The sequence below is a fragment of the Serratia sp. PL7 genome (genome assembly GCF_945957435.1).
The window spans coordinates 278,764-300,899 of the sequence record NZ_CAMFLB010000007.1 but is presented as its reverse complement, the minus strand read 5'-3'; the positions used below and the strand labels follow the sequence as shown (position 1 = coordinate 300,899).

General features: G+C 53.6%; 27 protein-coding genes. 13 read left to right on the top strand and 14 right to left on the bottom strand.

What is annotated here, in order from left to right:
* Positions 1-20: 20 nt before the first annotated feature.
* The 5 genes from nrdF to N6G83_RS27480 all read right to left on the bottom strand — a co-directional run bounded on the left by nrdF (position 21) and on the right by N6G83_RS27480 (position 4,459).
* Positions 21-980: a class 1b ribonucleoside-diphosphate reductase subunit beta gene (gene nrdF, locus N6G83_RS27500; RefSeq protein WP_024530712.1), complete on the bottom strand. Its 960-nt coding sequence runs from the start codon at positions 978-980 to the stop codon at positions 21-23.
* 8 nt (positions 981-988) lie between these two features.
* On the bottom strand, positions 989-3,133 hold the full coding sequence (gene nrdE, locus N6G83_RS27495) for a class 1b ribonucleoside-diphosphate reductase subunit alpha (protein ID WP_024530713.1): 2,145 nt from the start codon (positions 3,131-3,133) through the stop codon (positions 989-991).
* On the bottom strand, positions 3,115-3,516 hold the full coding sequence (nrdI, locus tag N6G83_RS27490; protein ID WP_024530714.1) for a class Ib ribonucleoside-diphosphate reductase assembly flavoprotein NrdI: 402 nt from the start codon (positions 3,514-3,516) through the stop codon (positions 3,115-3,117). Before nrdI ends, nrdE begins: the two co-directional genes overlap by 19 nt.
* An 8-nt stretch (positions 3,517-3,524) precedes the next feature.
* The gene (nrdH, locus tag N6G83_RS27485; protein ID WP_024484825.1) at positions 3,525-3,761 is read right to left on the bottom strand and encodes a glutaredoxin-like protein NrdH; all 237 of its coding nucleotides are present in this window, start codon (positions 3,759-3,761) and stop codon (positions 3,525-3,527) included.
* Positions 3,762-4,027: 266 nt separating this feature from the next.
* Positions 4,028-4,459: a carboxymuconolactone decarboxylase family protein gene (locus N6G83_RS27480; RefSeq protein WP_074029584.1), complete on the bottom strand. Its 432-nt coding sequence runs from the start codon at positions 4,457-4,459 to the stop codon at positions 4,028-4,030.
* A 302-nt stretch (positions 4,460-4,761) separates the two neighbouring features.
* On the opposite strand from N6G83_RS27480, the gene N6G83_RS27475 reads away from it, so the two are divergent.
* On the top strand, positions 4,762-6,204 hold the full coding sequence (locus N6G83_RS27475; RefSeq protein WP_211135571.1) for a PLP-dependent aminotransferase family protein: 1,443 nt from the start codon (positions 4,762-4,764) through the stop codon (positions 6,202-6,204).
* A 65-nt stretch (positions 6,205-6,269) separates the two neighbouring features.
* Here N6G83_RS27475 and N6G83_RS27470 read toward each other — a convergent pair whose 3' ends face one another.
* Entirely contained in the window at positions 6,270-6,578 is a 309-nt protein-coding gene (locus N6G83_RS27470) for a YqjD family protein (protein WP_024530922.1), read from the bottom strand.
* An 81-nt stretch (positions 6,579-6,659) separates the two neighbouring features.
* A complete protein-coding gene (locus N6G83_RS27465; RefSeq protein WP_211135570.1) occupies positions 6,660-7,649 on the bottom strand; it encodes a nickel/cobalt transporter in 990 nt (329 codons plus the stop codon).
* Between the two features lie 192 nt (positions 7,650-7,841).
* Here N6G83_RS27465 and asr point away from each other — a divergent pair, with 192 nt between their 5' ends.
* Positions 7,842-8,312, top strand: coding sequence for an acid resistance repetitive basic protein Asr (gene asr, locus N6G83_RS27460; RefSeq protein ID WP_024530923.1), 471 nt, complete (start codon positions 7,842-7,844; stop codon positions 8,310-8,312).
* Between the two features lie 192 nt (positions 8,313-8,504).
* Here asr and N6G83_RS27455 read toward each other — a convergent pair whose 3' ends face one another.
* Complete coding sequence (locus tag N6G83_RS27455; RefSeq protein ID WP_074029578.1) at positions 8,505-8,885, bottom strand: nuclear transport factor 2 family protein; 381 nt, start codon at positions 8,883-8,885, stop codon at positions 8,505-8,507.
* Positions 8,885-10,264 carry an MFS transporter gene (locus N6G83_RS27450; protein ID WP_211135569.1) on the bottom strand — a complete coding sequence of 460 codons (1,380 nt, stop codon included), beginning with the start codon at positions 10,262-10,264 and terminating at the stop codon, positions 8,885-8,887. Before N6G83_RS27450 ends, N6G83_RS27455 begins: the two co-directional genes overlap by 1 nt.
* Positions 10,265-10,370: 106 nt before the next feature.
* On the opposite strand from N6G83_RS27450, the gene N6G83_RS27445 reads away from it, so the two are divergent.
* Positions 10,371-11,267: a LysR family transcriptional regulator gene (locus N6G83_RS27445; protein ID WP_211135568.1), complete on the top strand. Its 897-nt coding sequence runs from the start codon at positions 10,371-10,373 to the stop codon at positions 11,265-11,267.
* Here N6G83_RS27445 and N6G83_RS27440 read toward each other — a convergent pair.
* A complete protein-coding gene (locus N6G83_RS27440) occupies positions 11,227-12,255 on the bottom strand; it encodes a dienelactone hydrolase (protein WP_199062868.1) in 1,029 nt (342 codons plus the stop codon). The genes N6G83_RS27445 and N6G83_RS27440 overlap by 41 nt on opposite strands.
* A 143-nt stretch (positions 12,256-12,398) precedes the next feature.
* Between N6G83_RS27440 and N6G83_RS27435 the strand changes: the two genes are divergently transcribed.
* Together N6G83_RS27435 and N6G83_RS27430 are read left to right on the top strand one after the other, a co-directional pair.
* A complete protein-coding gene (locus N6G83_RS27435; RefSeq protein WP_024530928.1) occupies positions 12,399-13,403 on the top strand; it encodes a helix-turn-helix domain-containing protein in 1,005 nt (334 codons plus the stop codon).
* A 103-nt stretch (positions 13,404-13,506) separates the two neighbouring features.
* Positions 13,507-13,845, top strand: coding sequence for a DUF2002 family protein (locus N6G83_RS27430; RefSeq protein ID WP_021178947.1), 339 nt, complete (start codon positions 13,507-13,509; stop codon positions 13,843-13,845).
* 27 nt (positions 13,846-13,872) lie between these two features.
* Here N6G83_RS27430 and N6G83_RS27425 read toward each other — a convergent pair whose 3' ends face one another.
* Positions 13,873-14,319 (bottom strand): DUF1198 family protein, encoded by a 447-nt coding sequence (locus N6G83_RS27425; protein ID WP_021807638.1) that lies wholly within the window; start codon positions 14,317-14,319, stop codon positions 13,873-13,875.
* 46 nt (positions 14,320-14,365) lie between these two features.
* Positions 14,366-14,704 (bottom strand): MbeD/MobD family mobilization/exclusion protein, encoded by a 339-nt coding sequence (locus N6G83_RS27420; protein ID WP_074029572.1) that lies wholly within the window; start codon positions 14,702-14,704, stop codon positions 14,366-14,368.
* 177 nt (positions 14,705-14,881) lie between these two features.
* Here N6G83_RS27420 and smrA point away from each other — a divergent pair, with 177 nt between their 5' ends.
* Positions 14,882-15,454, top strand: a complete 573-nt coding sequence (gene smrA, locus N6G83_RS27415; protein WP_024530930.1) for a DNA endonuclease SmrA — start codon at positions 14,882-14,884, stop codon at positions 15,452-15,454.
* Positions 15,455-15,499: 45 nt separating this feature from the next.
* On the opposite strand, the gene N6G83_RS27410 is transcribed toward smrA, so the two are convergent.
* Together N6G83_RS27410 and N6G83_RS27405 are read right to left on the bottom strand one after the other, a co-directional pair.
* Positions 15,500-15,913: a DoxX family protein gene (locus N6G83_RS27410; protein ID WP_024485123.1), complete on the bottom strand. Its 414-nt coding sequence runs from the start codon at positions 15,911-15,913 to the stop codon at positions 15,500-15,502.
* Positions 15,914-16,018: 105 nt separating this feature from the next.
* Positions 16,019-16,201, bottom strand: a complete 183-nt coding sequence (locus N6G83_RS27405; RefSeq protein ID WP_021178943.1) for a YodC family protein — start codon at positions 16,199-16,201, stop codon at positions 16,019-16,021.
* Between the two features lie 190 nt (positions 16,202-16,391).
* On the opposite strand from N6G83_RS27405, the gene N6G83_RS27400 reads away from it, so the two are divergent.
* The 7 genes from N6G83_RS27400 (at position 16,392) to N6G83_RS27370 (ending at position 21,983) form a co-directional block, all read left to right on the top strand.
* Positions 16,392-16,871, top strand: coding sequence for a GNAT family N-acetyltransferase (locus N6G83_RS27400; protein WP_211135567.1), 480 nt, complete (start codon positions 16,392-16,394; stop codon positions 16,869-16,871).
* A 218-nt stretch (positions 16,872-17,089) separates the two neighbouring features.
* Complete coding sequence (locus N6G83_RS27395; RefSeq protein WP_021807641.1) at positions 17,090-17,455, top strand: antiterminator Q family protein; 366 nt, start codon at positions 17,090-17,092, stop codon at positions 17,453-17,455.
* Between the two features lie 285 nt (positions 17,456-17,740).
* Positions 17,741-18,145: a phage tail terminator-like protein gene (locus N6G83_RS27390; protein WP_199062864.1), complete on the top strand. Its 405-nt coding sequence runs from the start codon at positions 17,741-17,743 to the stop codon at positions 18,143-18,145.
* Positions 18,146-18,248: 103 nt separating this feature from the next.
* Entirely contained in the window at positions 18,249-18,911 is a 663-nt protein-coding gene (locus N6G83_RS27385) for a phage tail protein (RefSeq protein WP_024530933.1), read from the top strand.
* 73 nt (positions 18,912-18,984) lie between these two features.
* The gene (locus tag N6G83_RS27380) at positions 18,985-19,335 is read left to right on the top strand and encodes a phage tail assembly chaperone (RefSeq protein ID WP_029711939.1); all 351 of its coding nucleotides are present in this window, start codon (positions 18,985-18,987) and stop codon (positions 19,333-19,335) included.
* Complete coding sequence (locus N6G83_RS27375) at positions 19,335-19,637, top strand: DUF1799 domain-containing protein (RefSeq protein WP_065686660.1); 303 nt, start codon at positions 19,335-19,337, stop codon at positions 19,635-19,637. The genes N6G83_RS27380 and N6G83_RS27375 overlap by 1 nt, the downstream gene beginning before the upstream one ends.
* Before the next feature lie 57 nt (positions 19,638-19,694).
* Positions 19,695-21,983: a phage tail tape measure protein gene (locus tag N6G83_RS27370; RefSeq protein ID WP_211135908.1), complete on the top strand. Its 2,289-nt coding sequence runs from the start codon at positions 19,695-19,697 to the stop codon at positions 21,981-21,983.
* The last annotated feature ends 153 nt before the right edge of the window (positions 21,984-22,136 follow it).

Sequence of the window (22,136 nt, the reverse complement as noted above, 5' to 3'; positions counted from 1 at the left end):
CGCTAGATGGCATCAGGCATTTAGAACGCCCAGTCCTCATCCTCGGTATTCACCGCTTTGCCCATTACGTAGGAAGAGCCGGAGCCAGAGAAGAAATCGTGGTTCTCATCGGCGTTGGGGGACAGCGCTGACAGGATCGCCGGATCCACTTGTGCCATTGCCGGTGGGAACAGCGCCTCGTAGCCCAGATTCATCAGCGCCTTGTTAGCGTTATAGTGCAGGAAGGTCTTCACCTCTTCCGTCCAGCCCACCCCGTCGTAGAGCTCTTCGGTGTAACGCACTTCGTTGTCGTACAGATCCTGCAACAAATCGAAGGCAAAGTTCTTCACCTGCTGGCGGCGGGCCGGGCTGGCCTGCTCCAGGCCTTTCTGGAACTTGTAGCCGATATAGTAGCCATGCACCGCCTCGTCGCGAATGATCAGGCGGATCAGATCGGCGGTGTTGGTCAGCTTGGCCCGGCTCGACCAGTACATGGGCAGATAAAAGCCGGAATAGAACAGGAACGACTCCAGAAACACGCTGGCGACCTTTTTCAACAGCGGATCGTCGCTGCGATAGTGCGCCAGAATGATGCTGGCTTTTTTCTGTAGCGTGGCGTTTTCCTCGCTCCAGCGGTAGGCCTCGTCAACATCCCGGGTTTGGCACAGGGTGGAGAATATCGAACTGTAGGAACGGGCGTGTACCGCCTCCATAAAGCTGATGTTGGAATACACCGCCTCTTCGTGCGGGGTGATGGAATCGGCGATCAGCGCCGGAGCGCCAACGGTATTCTGGATGGTATCCAGCAGCGTCAGCCCGGTAAATACGCGGATGGTGAGCTGCTGCTCCTTGGCGGTCAGCGTGGCCCAGGACGGAATATCGTTCGACAGCGGCACCTTTTCCGGCAGCCAGAAGTTGCTGGTCAGGCGGTTCCACACCTCCAGATCCTTGTCGTCATCAATCTTGTTCCAGTTGATGGCCTGCACTCGTTGCATTGTCATAATCTTCCTCACAGCGCGCAGGACACGCAGCCCTGCACCTCGGTCCCTTCCAACGCCATCTGGCGCAGGCGGATGTAATAAATGGTTTTGATGCCTTTACGCCAGGCGTAGATTTGCGCGCGGTTAATATCGCGGGTGGTGGCGGTATCGCGGAAGAACAATGTCAGCGATAGCCCCTGATCCACATGCTGCGTGGCGGCGGCGTAGGTATCGATAATCTTTTCCGGGCCAATTTCGTAGGCGTCCTGGTAATACTCCAGGTTGTCGTTGGTCATGTAAGGGGCAGGGTAATAGACCCGACCAATCTTGCCCTCCTTGCGGATCTCGATGCGTGAGACGATCGGATGGATGCTGGAGGTCGAGTTATTGATGTAGGAGATGGAACCGGTGGGCGGCACCGCCTGCAGGTTCTGGTTATACAGCCCATGCATCATCACCGCAGCGCGCAATGCCAACCATTCCTCACGCCCAGGTATGGTGATAGTGGCGTTGGCAAACAGTTCGCGCACCCGTGCGGTTTTTGGCTGCCACTCCTGCTCGATGTATTTGCTGAAATACTCCCCACTGGCGTAGGTTGAGTCCTCGAAACCGGCAAAACTGCTGCCGCGCGCTATTGCCAGCCGGTTGGAGGCGAGCAGGGCGTGGTAGGTCACGGTGTAGAAGTAGATATTGGTGAAATCGATCCCTTCGTCCGAACCGTAAAAGATGCGCTCGCGCGCCAGATAGCCGTGCAGGTTCATCTGGCCGAGGCCGATGGCATGGGAGGCCTGATTCCCGGCGGCGATAGACGGCACCGAGCCGATATCGCTCATATCCGCTACCGCCGTCAGCCCGTAGATCGCGGTTTCCACCGCCTTGCCGAAATCGGGGGCATCCATGACTTTGGCAATGTTCAGCGAGCCAAGGTTGCAGGAGATATCTTTGCCGATCTCGGCATAGCTCAGATCCTGATGGTAACGGCTGGCGCTGTTGACCTGCAGGATCTCCGAGCACAGGTTGCTCATATTGATGCGCCCGGCGATCGGATTGCTGCGGTTGACCGTATCTTCAAACATCATGTACGGATAACCGGATTCGAATTGGATCTCCGCCAGCAGCTGGAAAAACTCACGGGCGTTGATGCGGGATTTGCGGATGCGCTTGTCATCCACCATCTCACGGTATTTTTCGCTAACGCTAATCTCTGACAGCGGCACGCCATACACCTGTTGCACATCGTAGGGAGAGAACAGGTACATCTCTTCGTTATTTTTTGCCAATTCGAAGGTGATATCCGGGATCACCACCCCCAGCGACAGGGTTTTGATGCGGATTTTTTCGTCGGCATTTTCCCGCTTGGTATCCAGGAAGCGCAGAATGTCTGGGTGATGGGCGTGCAGATACACCGCCCCAGCGCCTTGGCGTGCCCCCAGTTGATTGGCGTAAGAAAAGGCATCTTCCAGCATTTTCATTATCGGGATCACCCCGGAAGACTGGTTCTCAATGCGCTTGATCGGGGCGCCAACCTCGCGGATATTGCTCAGCAGAAAGGCCACACCGCCGCCGCGTTTGGAGAGTTGCAGTGCCGAATTCACCGCGCGGCCAATCGACTCCATATTGTCTTCAATACGCAGCAGGAAGCAGGAAACCAGCTCGCCGCGCTGCTGTTTGCCGCAGTTGAGGAAGGTGGGCGTCGCGGGTTGGAAGCGCCCGGAGATGATTTCCTCCACCAGATCCTGCGCCAGAGTGGTATCACCCGCCGCCAGCCGCAGCGCCACCATGCACACCCGGTCTTCATAGCGTTCCAGATAGCGCTGGCCATCGAAGGTTTTCAGCGTGTAGCTGGTGTAATACTTGAAGGCGCCGAGGAAGGTCTCGAAGCGGAATTTCCTGGCATAGGCCTGTTGGAACAACTGCTTGATAAAGGCAAACTCATATTGCTCCAGCACCGCCGCTTCGTAATATCCCTCATCCACCAGATAGCGCAATTTCTCCGCCAGGTTGTGGAAGAACACGGTGTTTTGGTTCACGTGCTGCAAAAAGTATTGCCTGGCGGCCAGCCGATCCTTATCGAACTGGATGCGCCCTTCGGCGTCGTAAAGGTTGAGCATCGCGTTGAGCGAATGGTAATCCAGCGTGGCGCTGGCGGGCCTGGTCAGTTCTGTCGTTGCCAAAATGCGGTGACTCCCTGTTGAACGATAGCGACGTCTTGTGTGGTGCCGAGTAGCTCAAAACGATAAAGCACCGGTACCTGGCATTTTTTGGCGATGATGTCACCGGCGATGCCATACGCGGCGCCGAAATTGGTGTTACCTGCGGCAATCACACCGCGCAGGTAAGCGCGATTCTGCGGATCATTGAGAAAACGGATCACCTGGATCGGTACGGCACCGACGCTGCTGCCGCCGCCGTAACTGGGCACAATCAGGATATAAGGGTGATCCATCAGCACTTTTTTACTGCCAGCGATCGGGATGCGTATTGCGGGCAGTGCCAGCTTCTCAACGAATCTGTGGGTGTTCTCCGAACTGCTGGAGAAGTAGACCAGCGGATCCATGGCACACCTCAGGAGGTTAGGGCGTTGGCTAACGCGCCAATCTTGTCCGGGCGGAAACCAGACCAGTGATCGTCACCGGCGATAATCACCGGCACCTGCTGATAGCCCAGTGATTTAACATGGTTCAGCGCTTGCTGATCCTGGGTCAGATCGACCACGCGATAGTCGATCCCTTGTCTATCCAGGGCACGGTAGGTGGCATTGCACTGGACACAATCTGGTTTAGTGTAAATAATAATACTCATGATTCGCATTTACCTTTTATATTGAAGGAAAGGCGGATAAGTCAGAAAGTTGAGCATGATAGGGCGTTTCTGACGGCGTCACCAACCCAAGCGTTTCCCCCTGCGTTGATGAATGAATACTATATGTTGATATTTATATTATCAACATCACTATATGTGGTGTTTTTCGGTTTTTGGTGCGCAGGCCACGCCGAGGCTGGAAAAGCGGTGGGGAAATATTTTTTGCGATAAGGATCGAGCAGGCCGGGTTGCCCCGGCCCGCAAAGTTACTGCCGCATGCTGACTGCCAGGCGGTTAAAGGCGTTCATAATGCTGATGGCAAAGGTCAGATCGCTGATTTCGGCATCGCTGAAATGGGCTTTCAGGGCGTCAAAGGCGTTGTCCGGTGCGCCGGTTGCCGCAATCAGGGTGACCGCTTCGGCCCATTCCAACGCGGCACGTTCTGCCTCGCTGAATTCATGGCTGACGCGCCAGCCCGCCAGCGTATCCAGCTTGGCGTGGCTCGCTCCCCCTGCACGCAGCGCTTTGCCGTGCATATCCAGGCAGAAAGCGCAGCCGTTGATCTGCGAAACGCGCATAAACATCAGCTCAATGATCGCTTTATCCAGCGGGCCTTTCTCTAACCCCCCCAATGCGCTCACCATGGCTTTATAAGGGGCCGGTGACAGTTCGGCGTACTGCAAACGTTGCTTGATCATGTTCAAACCTCGGATTAATGACGTAACCAATGTACGGCGCTACTTTAGCCGCGATATGGTCTATGCTATAGAGCCATAAAATGATTATTTAACCAGGCCATGACACGTAGTGCTTATCAATTTAGACGGCCCATTTCCCCTCACCCCAGCCCTCTCCCAATGTACGGTTCGAGGTTCGTCACGAACACTTGTGTGGGGGAGAGGGAGCCAGTCCGGAGTCGCCGTTGGGCGCCGGTGGTCATTTGTGGCACGGTATGTCCCCTCTCCTTGTGGGAGAGGGTTCGGGTGAGGGGGATTAAGCCATGACACGTCATATTTTTGCTGCCCTACGGCTGGATCACCAGCAGGCTGAGCCCCTGTACCGGCAGATCTATCTGCGGATTAAAGACGCTATCGTGCAGGGAACCCTGGTGGCCAACAGCCGTTTACCTTCGGTGCGCGGCTTGGCTAGCGATCTGGGGGTAGCGCGTGCGACGGTTGAGAATGCTTACGCTGCGCTGGTGGCTGAAGGTTTTCTGCAAAGCCGGGGCCAGGCGGGAACCTATGTTTCCTCCCAGTTGCTGAAAATGCCTGAGCGCACCGAGCTGTCAGCGGTACCCACCTTGGCGACTCCGGCACCTTCCGCATTTCAGTCTCATCCCGCTGGGCCGACTCAACCCTTCCAGCTTGGCCTGCCCGCGCTGGATGCCTTCCCACGGGCGGTATGGCAGCGCATCGTTGCCCGGCAACTGCGTGGCACCACTATGGCTTCATTGGCACACCCACCCCCTAATGGTCTGCCGGAACTGCGCGAGGCAATTGTCCATTACCTGCACCTTTCTCGTGGCATCGTCTGTCGGCCGGAACAGGTATTTATCTGCACGGGTTATCAGGCTTTGATAGAGCTGGTGATCAACGCGCTGTTGAAACTGGGAGAGGCGGTCTGGCTGGAGGACCCAGGTTATCCGGTTACCCAGCCGCTGTTTAGTGCCGCTGGAATGCAAATTGTTCCAGTGCCGGTTGATGAGGAAGGGATGAATATTGACGCCGGTATTGCCACCCGGCCAGACGCCCGCATGGCGGTGCTGACGCCGACTCACCAAAGCCCGCTGGGTGTTACCCTCAGCCTGGCCAGGCGTATGGCGCTGCTGGATTGGGCAACCCGTCACTCGGCCTGGATTATCGAAGACGATTACGACAGCGAGTGTCGCTACTACGGCAAACCCTTGCCGCCGTTAAAAAGCCTCGATCGTCAGGGGCGGGTACTCTACGCCGGGACCTTCAGCAAAACCCTGTTTCCGGCGTTACGCATGGCCTATCTGGTGGTGCCGGATGAGCAGACGGCGGCTTTTGAGCGCTGTAGCCAGCTGCGAGGCTGCGGTTGCCCACCGTTACTGCAAGCCGGAGTGGCCGATTTTATCAACGGCGGGCATTTTTACCGCCATCTAAAGCGCATGCGGTTGCTGTATCGCCAGCGGCGTGCATGGTTGGCGCAAGCCCTGACACAGCGGCTTGCAGCCTATTTGACGGTGGCACCGCAGGCCGGGGGGATCCAGATGCTGGCTCATTTGCAAGCAGGGCTCAATGACAGTGAGCTGGCGAAGAGAGCTTGGCAACAGGGCTTATCGATACAGGCATTGTCGGATTGGCAGATGTCCTCGCCTGCCGATAATGGCTTATTGATGGGCTTTGGCAACTTCACCAGCTATAGCGAAGCAGAGCGCGCGGTGGAGCGGCTGGCGGCGATTATCGAGAGCGGAAAATAAAGCGGCCCACGGAAAACCGTGGGCCAGACGCACATCTGTTTTATGGTTAAAACCAGCTACATGGGTTAACGCCGAGCAAGCAAGACGCCGAGCACGATGCCAACAGCAGCACCGATGCCTACGCCCTGCCAAGGTTTGTCTCGTACATAGCTATCGGCATTGCCAACTGCGTCGCGAGCATGTTGTGTCAGGCTGCTGGAACCGCTGAAGCGTGCACGGGCATCGCGTAATATCCCTTTTGCCTTGCTGTGCAGTTCATGCAGTTCTTCTTTGGTCTTGCTGCTGGAGTCGCGTAATACTTCGTCCAGCGTATCGGCCAGCAGGTTCACGTCCTGATCGATGTCTCGTTCTACTTTATCTGTCTTGTTAAACATTCGACTCTCCGTTACGACACATGTCATTTAAGTGTAGACCATTTTTGAAATTGTGTGTGCGATCACGGAAAAACCGCCTATTCAGCAACCTGCAGCAATGAAATCGCCATTGGCGCTCACTGGGATTACCGCACTGAAAAGCACCAACGCAAACAGTATCAGCAGCACACCGCCCAGCATCATGGCAATCCGTGCTGCCTGTGGCAGATAGATGCCAATCAGCGAGCCGCCGGTGCGGATAAAACGTTCACGCAGGTGATGTACTAGCGTTGCCAGTATCATGATCGACAGCGCTGTTCCTAGTGCCATACTCATTGCGGCAACCACACCCCAGCTAAACATGCCGATGGCATTGGCGAAAACCAGGATCAGGATAGCACCGCTGCAGGGGCGGATACCTATGGCGGCAATCACCCACAGTGCGTTACGCCATCCGCCGTTCAGTTGATTGGCATCCGGCAGATGCTTATGGCCACAGCTACAATCCTGATCGTGCCGATTCCTGGTTATCAGGGGAGTAGCAGAAGATATTGGTAATGCTTTGAGGATGCGTGGTTTACGTATGCGCAAGCCACCAGCCCGCCAGAGCAACATCAATCCAAAGCAGGCAATAAACGCGGCGCTGCCTTTTTCGACCCAGTAGCGGCTGAGGCTGAGATCTCCCATGGAAAGATTGAGCACCACCGCCAGGATCAGCACAAACAAAATAGCGACTACCCCCTGCATCAGGCTGCCAGCCAAGGTAATCAAACGGCTGATGGTTAATTGCTGGCGATTGGTCACCAGATAGGTGGTGATCACAAACTTGCCGTGCCCAGGGCCGACAGAATGCAGGAAGCCATAGATAAAGCTGCCTAGCACCAGCATGATGCCGCCGCTGTACTGATGATTTTGTTGTTGCAACAGATACATCACCAGATAACGGTGCATGTAAATCTGAAAGTTGATGCAGTACTGTACGAACTGCCCCCAGTGGCGGGCGAACAGATACAGCAGCGTGGTCAATAACAGCACGGTAACGCCCAGGCCGAGCAGATTGACCGGGGTGATCCTCAGTGGTTGTGTTTTCATGGCAATGCCTGCCGGGGACGCCGATCGGGAGCGATCTGTTTAAAGCATAACCCGATGTACCTGCTTCACAAGTTCTGTACATTTGGTTACTCAGCGAAACCAATCACTCACGGAAGCCTGGCATTGATTCCATTATTATCTCTTCAACGGCCCAACCGGGCTTACCGATAAACACTCTCTGAGGATTTAAAGATGAAAAAAGTATTAGCGCTGATCGTTGCTGCCACCATGGGCCTGTCTTCTGTTGCTTTCGCTGCTGATACTGCGGCTGCACCGGCACCAACTGCGGCTCCTACTACTGCGGCTCCTGCGGCTGAGAAAGCTCCAGCTAAAGCGACTCACCACAAGAAAGAACACAAGAAAGCCACCAAAAAAGCACCAGAGCAGAAAGCTCAGGCCGCTAAAAAGCACAGCAAAAAAGCGCCAGTAGCTCAGAAAGCTCAGGCTGCCAAAAAGCATCACAAAGCCGCCACCAAACCAGCTCAAAAAGCTCAGGCCGCTAAAAAACACCACAAAGCTGCTGCTACCAAAGCGCCAGTAGCTCAGAAAGCTCAGGCTGCTAAAAAGCACCACAAAGCCGCAGCTAAACCAGCTCAGAAAGCCCAGGCTGCTAAAAAACACCACAAATCAAGCAAGAAAGCCGCTGCTCCAGCTGCTAAATAAGTGAAGATAGCGGAGCCGTCAAAGGTTCCGCATCCTCTGCTGAATACTCTGACACCCGGTTTTCCGGGTGTCTTCTTTTGAGGTGAGGTCATCATGATGAACCGCTACCTGTTTGAAGTGATCTTCAGTGCCGTCACGCTATGTGGTCTGGTGGTGGCCTGGGAATTGTTCCTGGCCAGCAGCTTCCTGTAATTATTGCCCGATAGGCGTTTCGTGCAGGTGCAGCCAGCGTAGCCCGTCGGCGGTCTGGGTAAAGACCACGGTAGAATAACGCAGGGTCGCAAGTTGGCCTGGCAGCGTTTGCTTCTCGCGATAGTTGACTACGGCCCCCGTTGCCCATTCTGCGACCATCTTCATGTCTTCGATCGCAATCTCCAGCCCCGGCTTTGCAGCCCGATGCGTCTGGAAAAATCCTTCCAGTTCGTTGGATCCCAGCTTGCTGCCGTTTAGGGCAATCATGGAAAAATCTGCGTGAAACCGCGCCAAGAGCGGTTGCCGTTCCCCAGCCCCTTTTCCCAGCCAGTCGGCGATAGCCACATGGGCGTCAATCACTTCGGTAAAATAACGATTCATCAGGATCCCTGTTCAGCGTTGAGATGGCGCACGATGGCGCGGTTGGTAATACGCAGGCACAGCAGCATCGGGAACAGCGTACTGGCTGCGGCGAGATAAAAACAGTAACGATAGGCCATGAGCGGTTCCATATGGCCGAGCAACAGATTGAGCAACAGGCTGAGCAGGGTAACGCCAAAGCAAAAGCTCAACTGGCGGTTGATATTCCATAGGGCGCTGGCATCGGCCAACTGGGTGTCGGCAATGGTGAGAAAGGCGCAGCTTTGTGCCGTGCTGCTACACAGGCTGCCACCCAGCCCCATCAAGGCAAACGCAAAGATTTGCCAGCTATACTGCCCAGGATCACCGATCCGGGATAAGGCCAGCATCCCCAGCCCTTGCAAAACACAACCGGCAATAAACAGCGGGCGTGGGCCGCAACGGTTGAAAACCTTGCCGGTCAGGGTGATGGCGACGAAAGAGGCCAGTGACCAGGGAACCATCAGCCCGCCAACCTGAGTGGCCAACATACCCAGCTGGTTTTGCAGATACAGCATAGCCACCAGGCTGACGCCGATGAACAGACCAGGGATACACTGGTAGACGACCATGGCGATGCGCAACTGCGGATCCCGCACCAGCCGCAGATTTAGCAGCGGGTGTGGATATTGCAGGCTGTGCCGCAGGTAGTAAGCAAACACTAACAGCCCAGCGAACAGCAAGATTGCACCTTGCAACAGCAAATGGGGTTCGCTCAGACGGGTCAGGCCAAGCAGGATCAAGGTGAGTGCCAGACAGGCGCTAATCAGCCCGGTGACGTCCAGCCGCTTAACCTCGCTGGCCGCAGGCTCGTTACGCAGCCACAGAATAGCCAACAGCAGAGCCAGTGCCGCCAGAGGCAGATTGCTGAAAAACACCCAGCGCCAGTCAAGATGATCGACAATCAGGCCACCTAATGCCGGGGAGAGCGCCGGAGCCAGCAGCCCCACCAGCATGATGGCGGCAGAAAGCCCGGCGCGTTCATGGCTGCGAAACAGCTGATAGGTGAGCGTTTGGCCAATCGGGATCAGTAACCCTCCGCCCATACCTTGTATCACCCGCCAGCCGATCAGTTCTTCAATCGAGCCAGCGCGGCCTGCCGCCGTGGTTGCCAGCATAAATAGCACCAACGACAGTAAAAAAACCTGGCGCCCGCCAATACGTTGCGCTAGCCAGGCGCTGAGCGGGATCACCAGCGTCAGACCAAGCAGGTAACCATTGCTGATCCAGGCCAATTGGCTGATGCTGGCCTGCAAAGCGTGGCCGATCGCTGGGTAGGCGACGTTGGCGATAAACATGTTGATCAGATCGACAAAGAATCCGAGCAGATAGACGATTGCCACTTTAGTGCGATAAGCCATGAAGCCTCCGGTTGAAGGCGTGCAGTGTAGCGGGCGGGAAAGGGCTGATAAATCGGCGCTGGGCGATTACACTGTCAAAAATATTTTGACAGTGGGCGGGTGAAAGATGCTCAATTTAGCCAGGTTAGCGATGTTTGCGGCGGTGGTCGATACCGGCAGTTTTACCGCTGCGGCGGAAGCGTTGGGGCAAACCAAGGCGGTGGTCAGTTTTAACATCAAACAGTTGGAAAGCGAGCTAGGCGTTTCATTGCTGGTGCGCAGTACGCGGCGGCTGTCACTCACCGGTGCTGGTGAGCGTTTTTATCCACGTTGCCAACGGCTATTACAGGATGCGGAATACCTGCTCGACGATGTACGCCGCGATCACCATGGCTTGAGTGGCATTCTGCGCATCACCAGCACGCCGGAATATGGTGCGCAAGTGGTGGTTCCTGCCTTGGCCGCCTTCGCGCAGTTGCACCCGCGCTTACGCATTCAGCACGTTTCTTCTTCTTACCATGCGGATCTGATTTCCGAGCGGTTTGACGTGGCTATCCGCCTGGGCCAACTGGCGGACTCCAATCATCATGCAGCGCTGATCGATAATTTCGCTATCTTACCGGTGGCGGCACCGGCCTATCTGGTACAGCGGCCGATCGCGTCACTGCCTCAACTGGCTCAGGCTGCCTGGCTGGCCCATAGCCGCCTCCCTTCACCATTGAGTTGGCAAGTGCTCACCCCTGAACGTCAGGCGGTGTTGTTCAGGGTAGAAGATGACGCCAGGCTGATGGCCGATAGCGCCACTGCGTTGCTGACTTTCGCGTTACAGGGGACGGGTGTGGCCCTGCTGCCAGAATGGTTGGTACGGCCCGTTATTGCTAACGGGCAATTGTGCCACCTGCTGCCAGATCACCAGTTCCCGGTACAGAGCATTTATGCGCTTTATCCCAACACGCGCCATGTGCCGGAGAAGGTGCGGGGGTTTATTGATTTCCTGCGGGCGAGGATAGCCACGGCTGAATAAAAGCCAGCACGGCAGTGATGGTTTGCTGGTGGGCGCGTTCACGCTCGGCGGGCGAAGAGCCACAGATAAAGGCTTCTCCTTCTTCAGCTAATATCTCCGGGGCGGCTGGAGTACAAAGCTGTAAGAAATCAAAGTGATTGCTGCCCGGTAAGACAATGGCCTTGATCGGCTGCTGCCCGCTGTTGGCAGCCAGCGACTCAGCTCCCAGGCTTTCCGGATCGTTGCCCGGCATAAAGTGTTGTGCGGCGATGACCAGCAGCGGCGCGCTGATTTGGCGCAGGCTGGCCGGTTGCAGATAGGGCACCAAGCCTGGGTCCAGGGCGATGGCGAAGCGGATCCGGGCATCGGTGTAATTAGCGTCAAACTGGGTGGCAGAGATACTGTTCTTGTTTACACCAGCATAAAACAGGCAGTTAGGCGAGCGTGGCTGCTGTTGGCAACCGGCAATAAAATCCTTTAGCGCGACTCGGCCACCAATCGCAGAGATGGCGCTATAGCCACCTTTGGAATGCCCCGCCACGCCAATGGCCTGTGTGTTGATCCGCGGTTGCCATGTACCATCCTTCAGCATGGCGCCGATCAGCGCCGAGATATCGCGCGTTTGTTGCCACAGTTCGAGCGATTTTGCCGGGATGGAATCACCGCTGGTACTGCCCGGATGATTGGCTGCAACCACGATCATTCCTTGTTCCACCAACGCCTTCGCCAGCCAGGCTTGGCTGCTATTATTGCCACCGCTGCCGTGGCTGATGATCATCAGTGGAAAATGCCCGGTTGCTGGCGGGGCGTCTGGCAGAGCAGGAATACCTGCAAACACTGGCCTGCCGCCGACCTGTTGTGGCTGACCTTGAACGTTTGTGGGGTAATAGATACGGGTGACCAATGGGCGATCGCCGTTATAAAACGTTTGCAAGCGGCTGCCAACCTGCCAGGGGGCGGCGGTGGCGACACAGCTAAACAGTAGGCACAAAATCCATAACTTTTTCATGATGACTCCTTCAAGGGGAAAACCGAACCATCGCATTCGCGTTTTCCTGACGCGACCTCGATCGCGATCCAGGTCGTTAAGCGATTGTTTTAGCTTATTATGCTCTCTACACTGGGGCGTTCCCGAATAACCACAGAGGTAACATGCCGCTTATCCCGCTGTCTTTTCTCTTCAGCCTGTTGTGCCTGGCGTTGATCGTGCGCCTTGGTTGGCCACGGCCACACCGTTGGTTGCTACAGCTGTTGCTGTTGATCTGCGCCTGGCAAAGCCTGCTGGTGGGGATCCGTTTTGGCTATCAGCAACCTTGGGTTGCTATTTTGCAACCGCTGGGGGCCGCCCTGATCCCGCCATTGTGTTATCTGGTACTGATGTTGCAAGCCCGTGGGCCGATGGGCTGGCGCGTCGTTGGGCATCTGACGTTCCCGCTGCTGGTGTTATTGGTACAGTGGCGAGCCTTGGCGGTGCTGGATGGGCTGATCGTTATTGGCTATTTCGGTTACGGCGCGGCTATTTTGCTGTACCTGCGGCGCGGCGAGAATGTTTTGCAGCAGGTGGCACTGGCGGACAGTTGGCTGAGCTATCGCTTATGGTGCGGATTAGGCGGCCTGCTGGTCGTCTGCGGCCTGATCGAGTTGGCGATCACCCTGGATTATTCGCTGTTAGCCGGTAGGCATGCTGGTGCACTGGCGGCCTTTGGCAATGTGATGATGGTCCTGGGGGTAGGTTTGGTGCTTGGCCGTGAGCGTCAACAGCCGGAACCCGAAGAGCAGCCCTTGCCACCAGTGAAAGCCGAGGCGCTGACAGAGGATGACGAGCACTGCTTTGAGCTGATCAACCAACGGCTACGTCAGGACGATCTCTATCTGGAACCGGCGCTGAACCTGGCCCGGTTAGCGCGCAAGGTGGGTATACCGGCACGTAAGGTCTCCCAGGCGATTAACCAGCAGGCGGGAATGAATGTATCCCAATACGTGAATCAGTTACGCATTCAGCAAGCGGCCCAGTGGTTGAGCGGCAGCGATCGCCCGGTGACCGAGATTATGCTGGAGGCCGGTTTCAGCACCAAATCCAACTTTAACCGCGAGTTTCTGCGGGTTCAGGGGATGAGCCCCAGCGAATGGCGTAGGCAACAGGCGGGGGGCCTATAGCTGCAGATTATTCCTAAACCAGAATGAGTACGGATAAATTAATTGTTTCATCTCCTGATTACGGTAAGGTCGCAAAGCTACCCAGAACTGAGAGGAGAAATAGATGTATTTACGGCCGGATGAAGTGGCTAAAGTGTTAGAGAGTACCGGTTTTGAGCGTGATTATGTCACCGATCAGACCTACGGTTTTCGCAAGGGCGAGCACTACGTGTATGTGAATCGGGAAGCGCGAATGGGCAGAATGGCGTTGGTGATCCACCCTGCATTAAAAGAGAAGAGCCTCCATTTTGCCACGCCCACCTCGTTGATGCGTAACAGCGAGCAGTATCTTGAGTTTCCCCTGGATTTAAGCGGTGATACGCCCAACACGCGTTACGGCATTCCTCACGGTTTCAGCTCCCGCGATGCGCTCTCGCGCTATCTCTACAGCATGTTCCTTTAAACTCTCCCCCGTAAGCGGGGGAAAGCTTCACCAGTTGCCCAGCGCTTCCCGGTTATAACGTTCGTTGTAGGCCCGGCGGAACTGCGCCAGTTCAAACGCATCCAGATCCAGTTCGGCAAAGTAAAACAGCGCCGCTTCGGTGTGCTCGGCATGCAGTTCCGGCGACAGCCCGGCGCGCAGCAGCGTTTCCCGCCACAGGCCAATCTGCTCATCGTCTGCCTGCTTGATAAACGTCAGGTAGATAAACAGCATATAGGCGGCCTGATGCATCTCTTCGGTATAGCCGTTGTTCAACATGCGGATAAAGCTTTGGCTGTGGCGGCTGCCCATCTCCTGCAGCATGGACTCCACCAGCATCGGTTTTACTTTCAGCAAATGCGCCAGTGAATCTATCGCCTTGCGGGTGTCGGAAGTCAGGACACGATAGCCAATAATGAAAACTACGATCAGGGCGGCGATGATGATCCACGTCATGTATGATTTTTACCGTCTTGGTGCGCAGCATACGCGCCCGAAATTGTCAGTGTTGCTCGCCGCTGAAATTGTCTGCGGCCCGTTGTTTATTATGCACATGGCGATTAAAGGTGGCGGCATCTTGTGCCAGCGCATCCAAATGGGCACCCAGCATCTTGATCTGCTTGACCAGGGCATGCTGTTCCGGCACCGAACTGGCGGTGCTTAGTTTGTTGAGCAGTTGTTCATTCTGCATGCGCAGGGCGGTTTCACGCCGTTGCGCTTCGGCCAACTGCTGTTGCAGAGCCTGGTAGCCTTGTTGCCATTCACGGTGCTGCTGTTCGAAGCTGGCTTGTAACTCATTCATTGCATTCTGAAACTGGATTTCCAGCTCGCGCATATTCATGGGTTGGATCCTTTGCGGCACTCAATAATGGCTTGCAGTATAACGAAAACCGCTCACAACCTCACCCGTTGCCGTCAATTCCTCACTTGCAACCCTGACGAGGCGTCTTACAATCAAGCCATTCCCACTAAAAGCAATAGCCCGCCGGTGGGTGAAATCTCCCGAGAGTGATGTGAAATGAGCGACGAAGAGAACGATTTTTTTGCCCAGGCGATGACCGATGTGAAGCCGTTATCCGCGGGGCAACCCACGCTGTACCTCAAGGCGCAGGATCCTGTCGATAAACGTGCGCGCCGGGAAGCTCAGGCGTTACAGTTGGAGAACTTCCTCAGCACCGGCTTTCTGGACATTATTCCCTGCGATACCCCGTTGGAATATAAGGGCGAAGGTATTCAGCAAGGGGTGCTGGATAAGCTGCGTCACGGCCACTATCCACCACAGGTCAGCCTCAATCTGCTGCGCCAGCCTGTCGAGAGCTGCCGCCAAGCGCTGTTCCGCTTTATCATCCAAGCGGAGAAAGACAGCCTGCGTTCGTTGCTGATTGTGCATGGCCGTGGGCGCACAGATCAAAGCCATCCGAATATCATCCGCAGCTACCTGGCCAAATGGCTGGAGCAGTTTGAACAGGTGCAGGCGTTTTGCCGGGCACTGCCACGTGACGGTGGTGAGGGGGCGTGCTATGTCACCTTGCGCAAGTCTGCCGCAGCCAAGGCGGATAACTTCGAACGCCATGCCAAACATAGCCGTTAAGGTGTGAGCATGGCGGCGCAGGGGAGCTCCGCCATAGAGGGAGCGTTAGCGGTTAAACCACTTATAATCCAGAGAGTAACGGCCAGCACCGGTGACGGCAAGCAGCAACAGGCCAGCGATAATACTGATGTTTTTAAAGAAGTTGATTTCGTTGCCGATCATTTCTGCCCCGCTAAACCGCCAGAACGGGTGGCCGATAAAGGCGGTGCCCAGCACATAGAGCGCATAAATGATGGCTATCGGCCGGGTGAAGGCCCCCAGCACGATGAAGATACCGAAAATGAACTCCACCACCACGGCGACAACTGCGGCCAGGTAAGGCATTGGCGTACCGTAGCCCTCCATCGCCGTGACCGTGGCACCAAAGTTGGTCAGCTTCATCCAACCGAAAATCAGAAACAGGATCATCAGCAAAATTCTAGCTAACAGAATGGTGCCGTCTTTTAAACTTTCGCTCATTGTGAACCCCTTAACCACTACCCAAAATAGGTTGCTGTACTAGGTAAATACTAGATCAACTTCACTTTTTATCCAGGGACATGGCTTCAGGGAGCAAACGGAATATCAGCAGACGCCGAAGTCGTCGTCTTCGTGATAGGGGTTCACTTCGTTGGCCTGTACCTCGGTGCGTTGTTCAACCCCCAGTTCGACCCAACTGCATATCAGCGCCTCTCCATCCTCTTCGATAACGGTCATTTTTGGCCCACCGGTTTTACGCTGCACAAAATCACCCACGCTAAATGACATATCGTTTCTCCAGATCTGTTAGGGGGAAAACTGAGTATAGGAGACTGTAGGCATTCCTCTATAAACATTCCTCAACGGCCACCTTACGTAGGTACGTGCCCGCTCAGATGCCCGGTAAATTGCCGTTTGTGCCTGAATTGGTTAAGTATTATGCTGGCAGCAGGAAAATCACTCTAGTTAGGGAACATCTATGACAATTGAAATTCGCCCGGCGGTGAAAGCCGATGCCAAGCTCATTCTGGATATGATTATTGAGCTGGCTGTGTACGAAAAGGCTCGTGATGAGGTACGCACCAACCAGGCAGAGATCGAGGAAAGCCTTTTTGGCCCCAACGCCTGCGCAGAGGCGCTGATTTGCAGTGTCAACGGCGAGCCAGCAGGCTATGCGGTGTTCTTTATGAGCTACTCGACCTGGCTGGGCAAGAACGGTATCTATCTCGAAGATTTGTACATCACCCCCAAGTTCCGTGGGGCGGGAACGGGCAAAGCCTTGCTGCGCCATATTGCCCAGCTTGCCTGTGAACGCCGTTGCGGACGCCTGGAATGGAGCGTGCTGGACTGGAATCAGCCAGCGATTGATTTCTATCTCAGCATTGGTGCGGCTCCGCAAGATGAATGGGTGCGCTATCGTATGGAAGGCAAGGTACTCGAGCAGTTTGCCATATCTTAATCTGCGCCCGCTTCGGGGGAGGCATCTCCTCCGAAGGCTGATATTTAATGCTTTTTTCCACCTCTGGCGCTATCCTCCCGCAATAGTGCTGCACCAATACCTTCATTTCCTGCTCGTTTTTCCCCCTGCTTTGTCCTGTGAGGTTTCCTACAACACCCATCGATGGGCGGCTTTGCCTCGCCTGGTTACACTAGAGCCAAGAAAAATAAGGAGGTCTTATGCGGGACATTCAACAGGTTTTGGGGCGTTGGGGCGTGTGGGCTAGAGAAAGCTCTTCTCTGGGATATTCGCATATCGCCGCCGGTTTTAAAGGGTTGCTGCCGGGCAGTAGCAAACAGCAGGCCTCTTGCTGTGACGAGGACGGCTTGGTGGTGGATCGCGCCGTTGCTCACCTCCAGGCCCTACGTCAGCCGGAGGAGCTGGAACTGATCTTGCGTTACTACGTTTACGGGCAATCAAAGTCCGCCATTGCTCGCGGCTGGAAATGTTCGGAAGGCCGGGTAAGGCAACAGATGCAGGTGGCAGAAAGTTTTATCGAGGGTTGTCTGGTCAGCCAGAATATTCGTTTGGAAATGGATAGATAAACTATTACCGATAATAAAAAATAAAGGCTTTTTAAATTGAAGTAATTACTACCCCGCAATGCGGGGTGGTTTTGTTATTTCAAATTAGTGGAGAAAAATAATTTAATAAAAATCTATTCGCTACGAGTTTTATCTAGTAAATTGATAGCGTGGTTATTGTGTTTCGCAGTTGATAAATATTTTTTAAAATAAACTTCTCGCTACGAAATATATCAGCTAGAGTGCTATTACTGGTTTAACCTAAAGTGATGCACTCTTATCAATAGGGTTAAACCAGGAGGCGCTATGAGCACCTTGCGTATCAATGATTTGTTTGAGTCCAGGTTAACGGTCTGGGCTGAAGAGAATGATATTAAATACACCTTGGCTAATGTGACGTTTACGGCGGATGACGATCTTCATCTGGAACCGTTTATTGCTCCGGAGCCTGCGGTGGCGTTAGGTATTTCCCAAGAGGTGCAGACCTACAGCGGGAATTATCAGGTTAATATTGTGATGAAAAAAGGGACAGGAGCGAAAACTGGCTATCAACTGGCGGAGGAGATTATCTCATTATTCCCCAGGGGGTTGGTACTGGCGGACGATGCTTTTAACTGTTATGTCAATGCTGGTGGCAATATCCTGCCAGCGATTGCCAAGGATGAATTATATACCCTGCCAGTCACCATCGGTTATTGGGCCGGGTATTAATAACACACTAGTGTAGTAAACATCGCTGGGGGAACTCTCCAGCACGTAAACCAAGCATACCGCCATTCGGCGGTTTTTTTATATCTGAAATTGGAGAATTACCATGGGTTTTGCATTACCAAATGGCGCCACCGTATTTGCTGGCGCGCCAACAGCACCAGGCGTAGTAACCACCGCAGTCAGCAATGCTAACGGCGCCGTATTTACCGTGGCCACCGGCCACAACCTGAAGGTGGGTGACATCGTGATGGTGCGCTCCGGTTGGGGCCTGATCGACAGCCTGGTGGCCAAGATCACTGCCCAAGTGGATACCAGCATCACCATCGGTGCCATCAATACCACCGACGTGAGCTTCTTCCCAGCCGGTGGCGGCAAAGGCTCTTTGCAGAAGATCGCCAGCTGGACGCAAATTCCTCAGATCACCGAGGTAGCGCAGTCTGGCGGCGATCAGCAATACGTGCAGGTGCAGTTCTTGGAAGACGATCGTCAGCGTAACCTTGCCACCTTTAAAGCGGCCAAAACGCAGACCTTTACCTTTGCGCACGATGCTTCCCAGCCGATCTACAGCCTGCTGCAAGATGCCGATCGCAATGGCGTCACGCTGGCGTTCTACATGCATGTGCCAAAAGCCAAGGAGCTGCGCTACTGGTCTGCGGTACCGGCTTTTGATCCGCAGCCCACCACCGCGGTTAACCAGGTTGAAACCGTGCAGGTGGCGCTGGCGGTGCAGTCTTGCGATATGACGTTCTATAAAGTGACTGCTTAATCAGTCCATCAACGAGCCCGATATTTTTCGGGCTCGACTTTTTGCCGAATTATTTAACGATAGAGAGATAATCATGACCGAATTTAATCTGACACCGAATCCAACCTTTAAAGTCGATGTCAGTATTCCTCGCGCAGGTGACAGTGATGGGGTATTGACGTTTACTTTCAAACATAAAAAGCGCAGTGAATTGGAAAAACTGGAGAAAGCGCTTCGTGAGGCCAGCGAAGAGCAGTTGAGCTCTGGCAACTATAGCAATCTACCGATGGCCGACTTCTTACGTGAGATCTGCGCCACTTGGACTTTACCCGATGAGTTGAATCAGGAAAGTCTAATCACTTTGCTGGACAACTATCCACGTGCTTTTGATGCTATCGCTACGGCTTATACCAAAGAGCTGATGGCGGTACGAGAAAAAAACTAATCGCGCTTGCTGAAGCCTTCTATTCTCCGGAAACGCCCCGTGAAGAACTGGCTGCATTTGGTCTATCTGCCGATGACTATGAAACAACCGTTCTCGATGTTTGGCCAGATATGCAGCCAGCATTCCAACTTTTTCAAGCGATGGCAACCCAATGGCGTACCGGTATGGGAGGTATTACGGGGTTAGATTACAATTGCCTTCCCTGGTTAATGCGGGTTTATGCCGTGGAGGATGAAGCAAGCGTGTTAAATGACATCCGAATTATGGAAACCGCAGCGCTTAAGGTGATCCACCAAAAATAATCGTCTGCGATGATGCCAGCCTTGAGCTGGCTTTATTGTTATAGCCAGGAGTAAGGCATGGCAGATATTACAACTATGACGCTGCGTGTTAATGCCAGTGATTTGCAGCGGGCTAATAGAGATCTGGTTGATTTGCAAAGCAACATTTCTGTGGCAACGGGACGATTCGAAATGTTGAATCGTACTTTACGTAGCGGAATGCAGGAGATCAGCCGTTATAGCAATATTGGTAGACAACTGTCTCAGCTAGGAGATAGTACCAATGCTTTTATAATTAACTTGAAAAGAAGCACTGCCGCAATAGAGGAGTACCGGCAAGCGCTGGAAGGGATGCAAGGACAAGCTTCGAATACAGCTTCCATTTCTGGCTCTCCCTCAGGGGATTTTGGTTGGAAAGAGGCTTTGGACCAAGGTTCACAGCTAGTAGATACCTATGATCAGGTGCAGAAATTACTTGCTCCATTAGGAAGGATGGCTGCTCCGGTTGCTTTAACTGTGGGTTCAATAGCATTGCTTGGTACCGCATATTATCAAGGTGCAAAAGAGTCTGAAGAATTTAACAGGCAGTTAATCCTAACCGGTAATTATGCAGGGAAGAGCTCGGACCAATTACAGGATTTAGCGCGTAAATATGCTGATTTGGGTGGCGGTATGGATACCGCCTCTGAAACCATAGCAAAAATAGTTGGAACCGGTGCATTCTCTGGTGAGCAAATTGACGGGGTAACAAAAGGTGTCTTGGCACTACAACAAGCCACCGGCCAGACCGCAGAGCAAGCTATCAATGCGTATAAGAAAATATTTACCGATCCAATAACCAGTGCTTATGAATTAAATAAAGCCTATAATTATTTGTCTGTCGCTGAATTTGAACATATTCTTCAGTTGGAAGAACAAGGGAAGGTTGCAGAAGCTAGCGACTTGATAGCCCAAAAGACGACAAGCAACTTCGAAGATCGCACAAAGAAATTAATCGAAAATCTTGGTTATATAGATAAAGCCGTTCTTATAGCTAAATCTAGCTGGAGCTCATTCTGGAATATGCTGAAAGGTATCGGTCGAGATGATACCCTTTCAGAACAGCTTGACGCTGCCAGGTTAAATGTTACTAATGTAAAAAACAATTTACATCGTTATCGGGATATTGATGCGAAAACGAAACCAGACTATGGTACTGATTCTCGACTAATCGTAGATAAAAAGAAGATAATTTCAGATGCTGAAGGTAAAGTTTGGCTTCTGGAACAGGTTGTTAATTTAACTAACGATTTGTCAGCATCTACCTCTGCAGGGAATGTTGCACAAAAGTCAGCTATAGACCAGTTAAAAAAGGAGCATGATGCCAGGGCGACACTTAGAAATAAACCATCAGGAGCGACATACTCAAGCCCTCATAGAAATATAGCGCCGGCTCCTACAGTTGGAGTTGTAGCTCCAACTGTTCCAGATACGCAAGAATTACTTAAGCAATCTTCATCTGACTATATTAAAAACATGACGGAACGGCAGGAGGTTTTACGTGATAGCGCTGGTAAAAGTAATCGAACTATCCAGCGTGATGCAAGCAAGTCCCAATTTAAGAAAGAATGGATTCAAAAAGGTGGAGAACCATCAGGGATTGATTATGAAAGTCAATTAAAAGCCCTTACTGACTTCCATGAAGCTGAGGACGAAATCCGCGGTAGTTGGCTTGATGGAGCACAAAAAGGCTGGAGTGAGTATCTGGACTCCGCGACCAATGTGTACGACTCAATGGCCAATATCGGTCAGGCCACCTTTAGCGGTTTATCAGACATGCTTACCAGCATGGTGACCACTGGCAAAGCCAATTTCCAAGAGTTTACTGCCTCAATCCTGAAAATGATTATCCAGGTGATTAACCAACTGCTGGTAGCCTTTGTCATGCAAAAAGCTATGGGTTGGATTGGTGGTGCGTTTACTCCTGCTGCCACAGGGAAATCCAGCGGTGGCTATACCGGCGACGGCGGTAAATACGATCAGGCGGGCGTGGTGCATCGTGGCGAGTTCGTGATGACCAAAGAAGCTACCCAGCGGATCGGCGTGGGCAATCTCTACGCCATGATGCGCGGCTATGCGGAGGGTGGCCTGGTGGGTGGCAACAAAGCCCCGATGTACGGCCTGGCAGCAGAGCAGGGGGGCGGTATTACGGTCAACAGCACCGTGGTTATGAACAATGACGGCTCGGCGAATACGGCTAATAGTTCCTCTGCCGGTGACGGCATGGGCAAGCTGGTGCAGGGCATCGTTAATCAGGCAATCACCGAACGTTTGGGCAAAGAGCTCAAGCCGGGCGGCCTGATCTGGAATGCTTCAGCGGCCCGCTAAATCACCTTATCAATTATCAATAGTAACAACCGCAGTCTGGCATCAGGCCCCATTAATTGCATCTCAATCGTTATTTCCCCTCACCCCAACCCTCTCCCACAGGGAGAGGGAGCTGGTATGGCGCCGTGTTCAGGTACAGAAGTAACCTGTAAC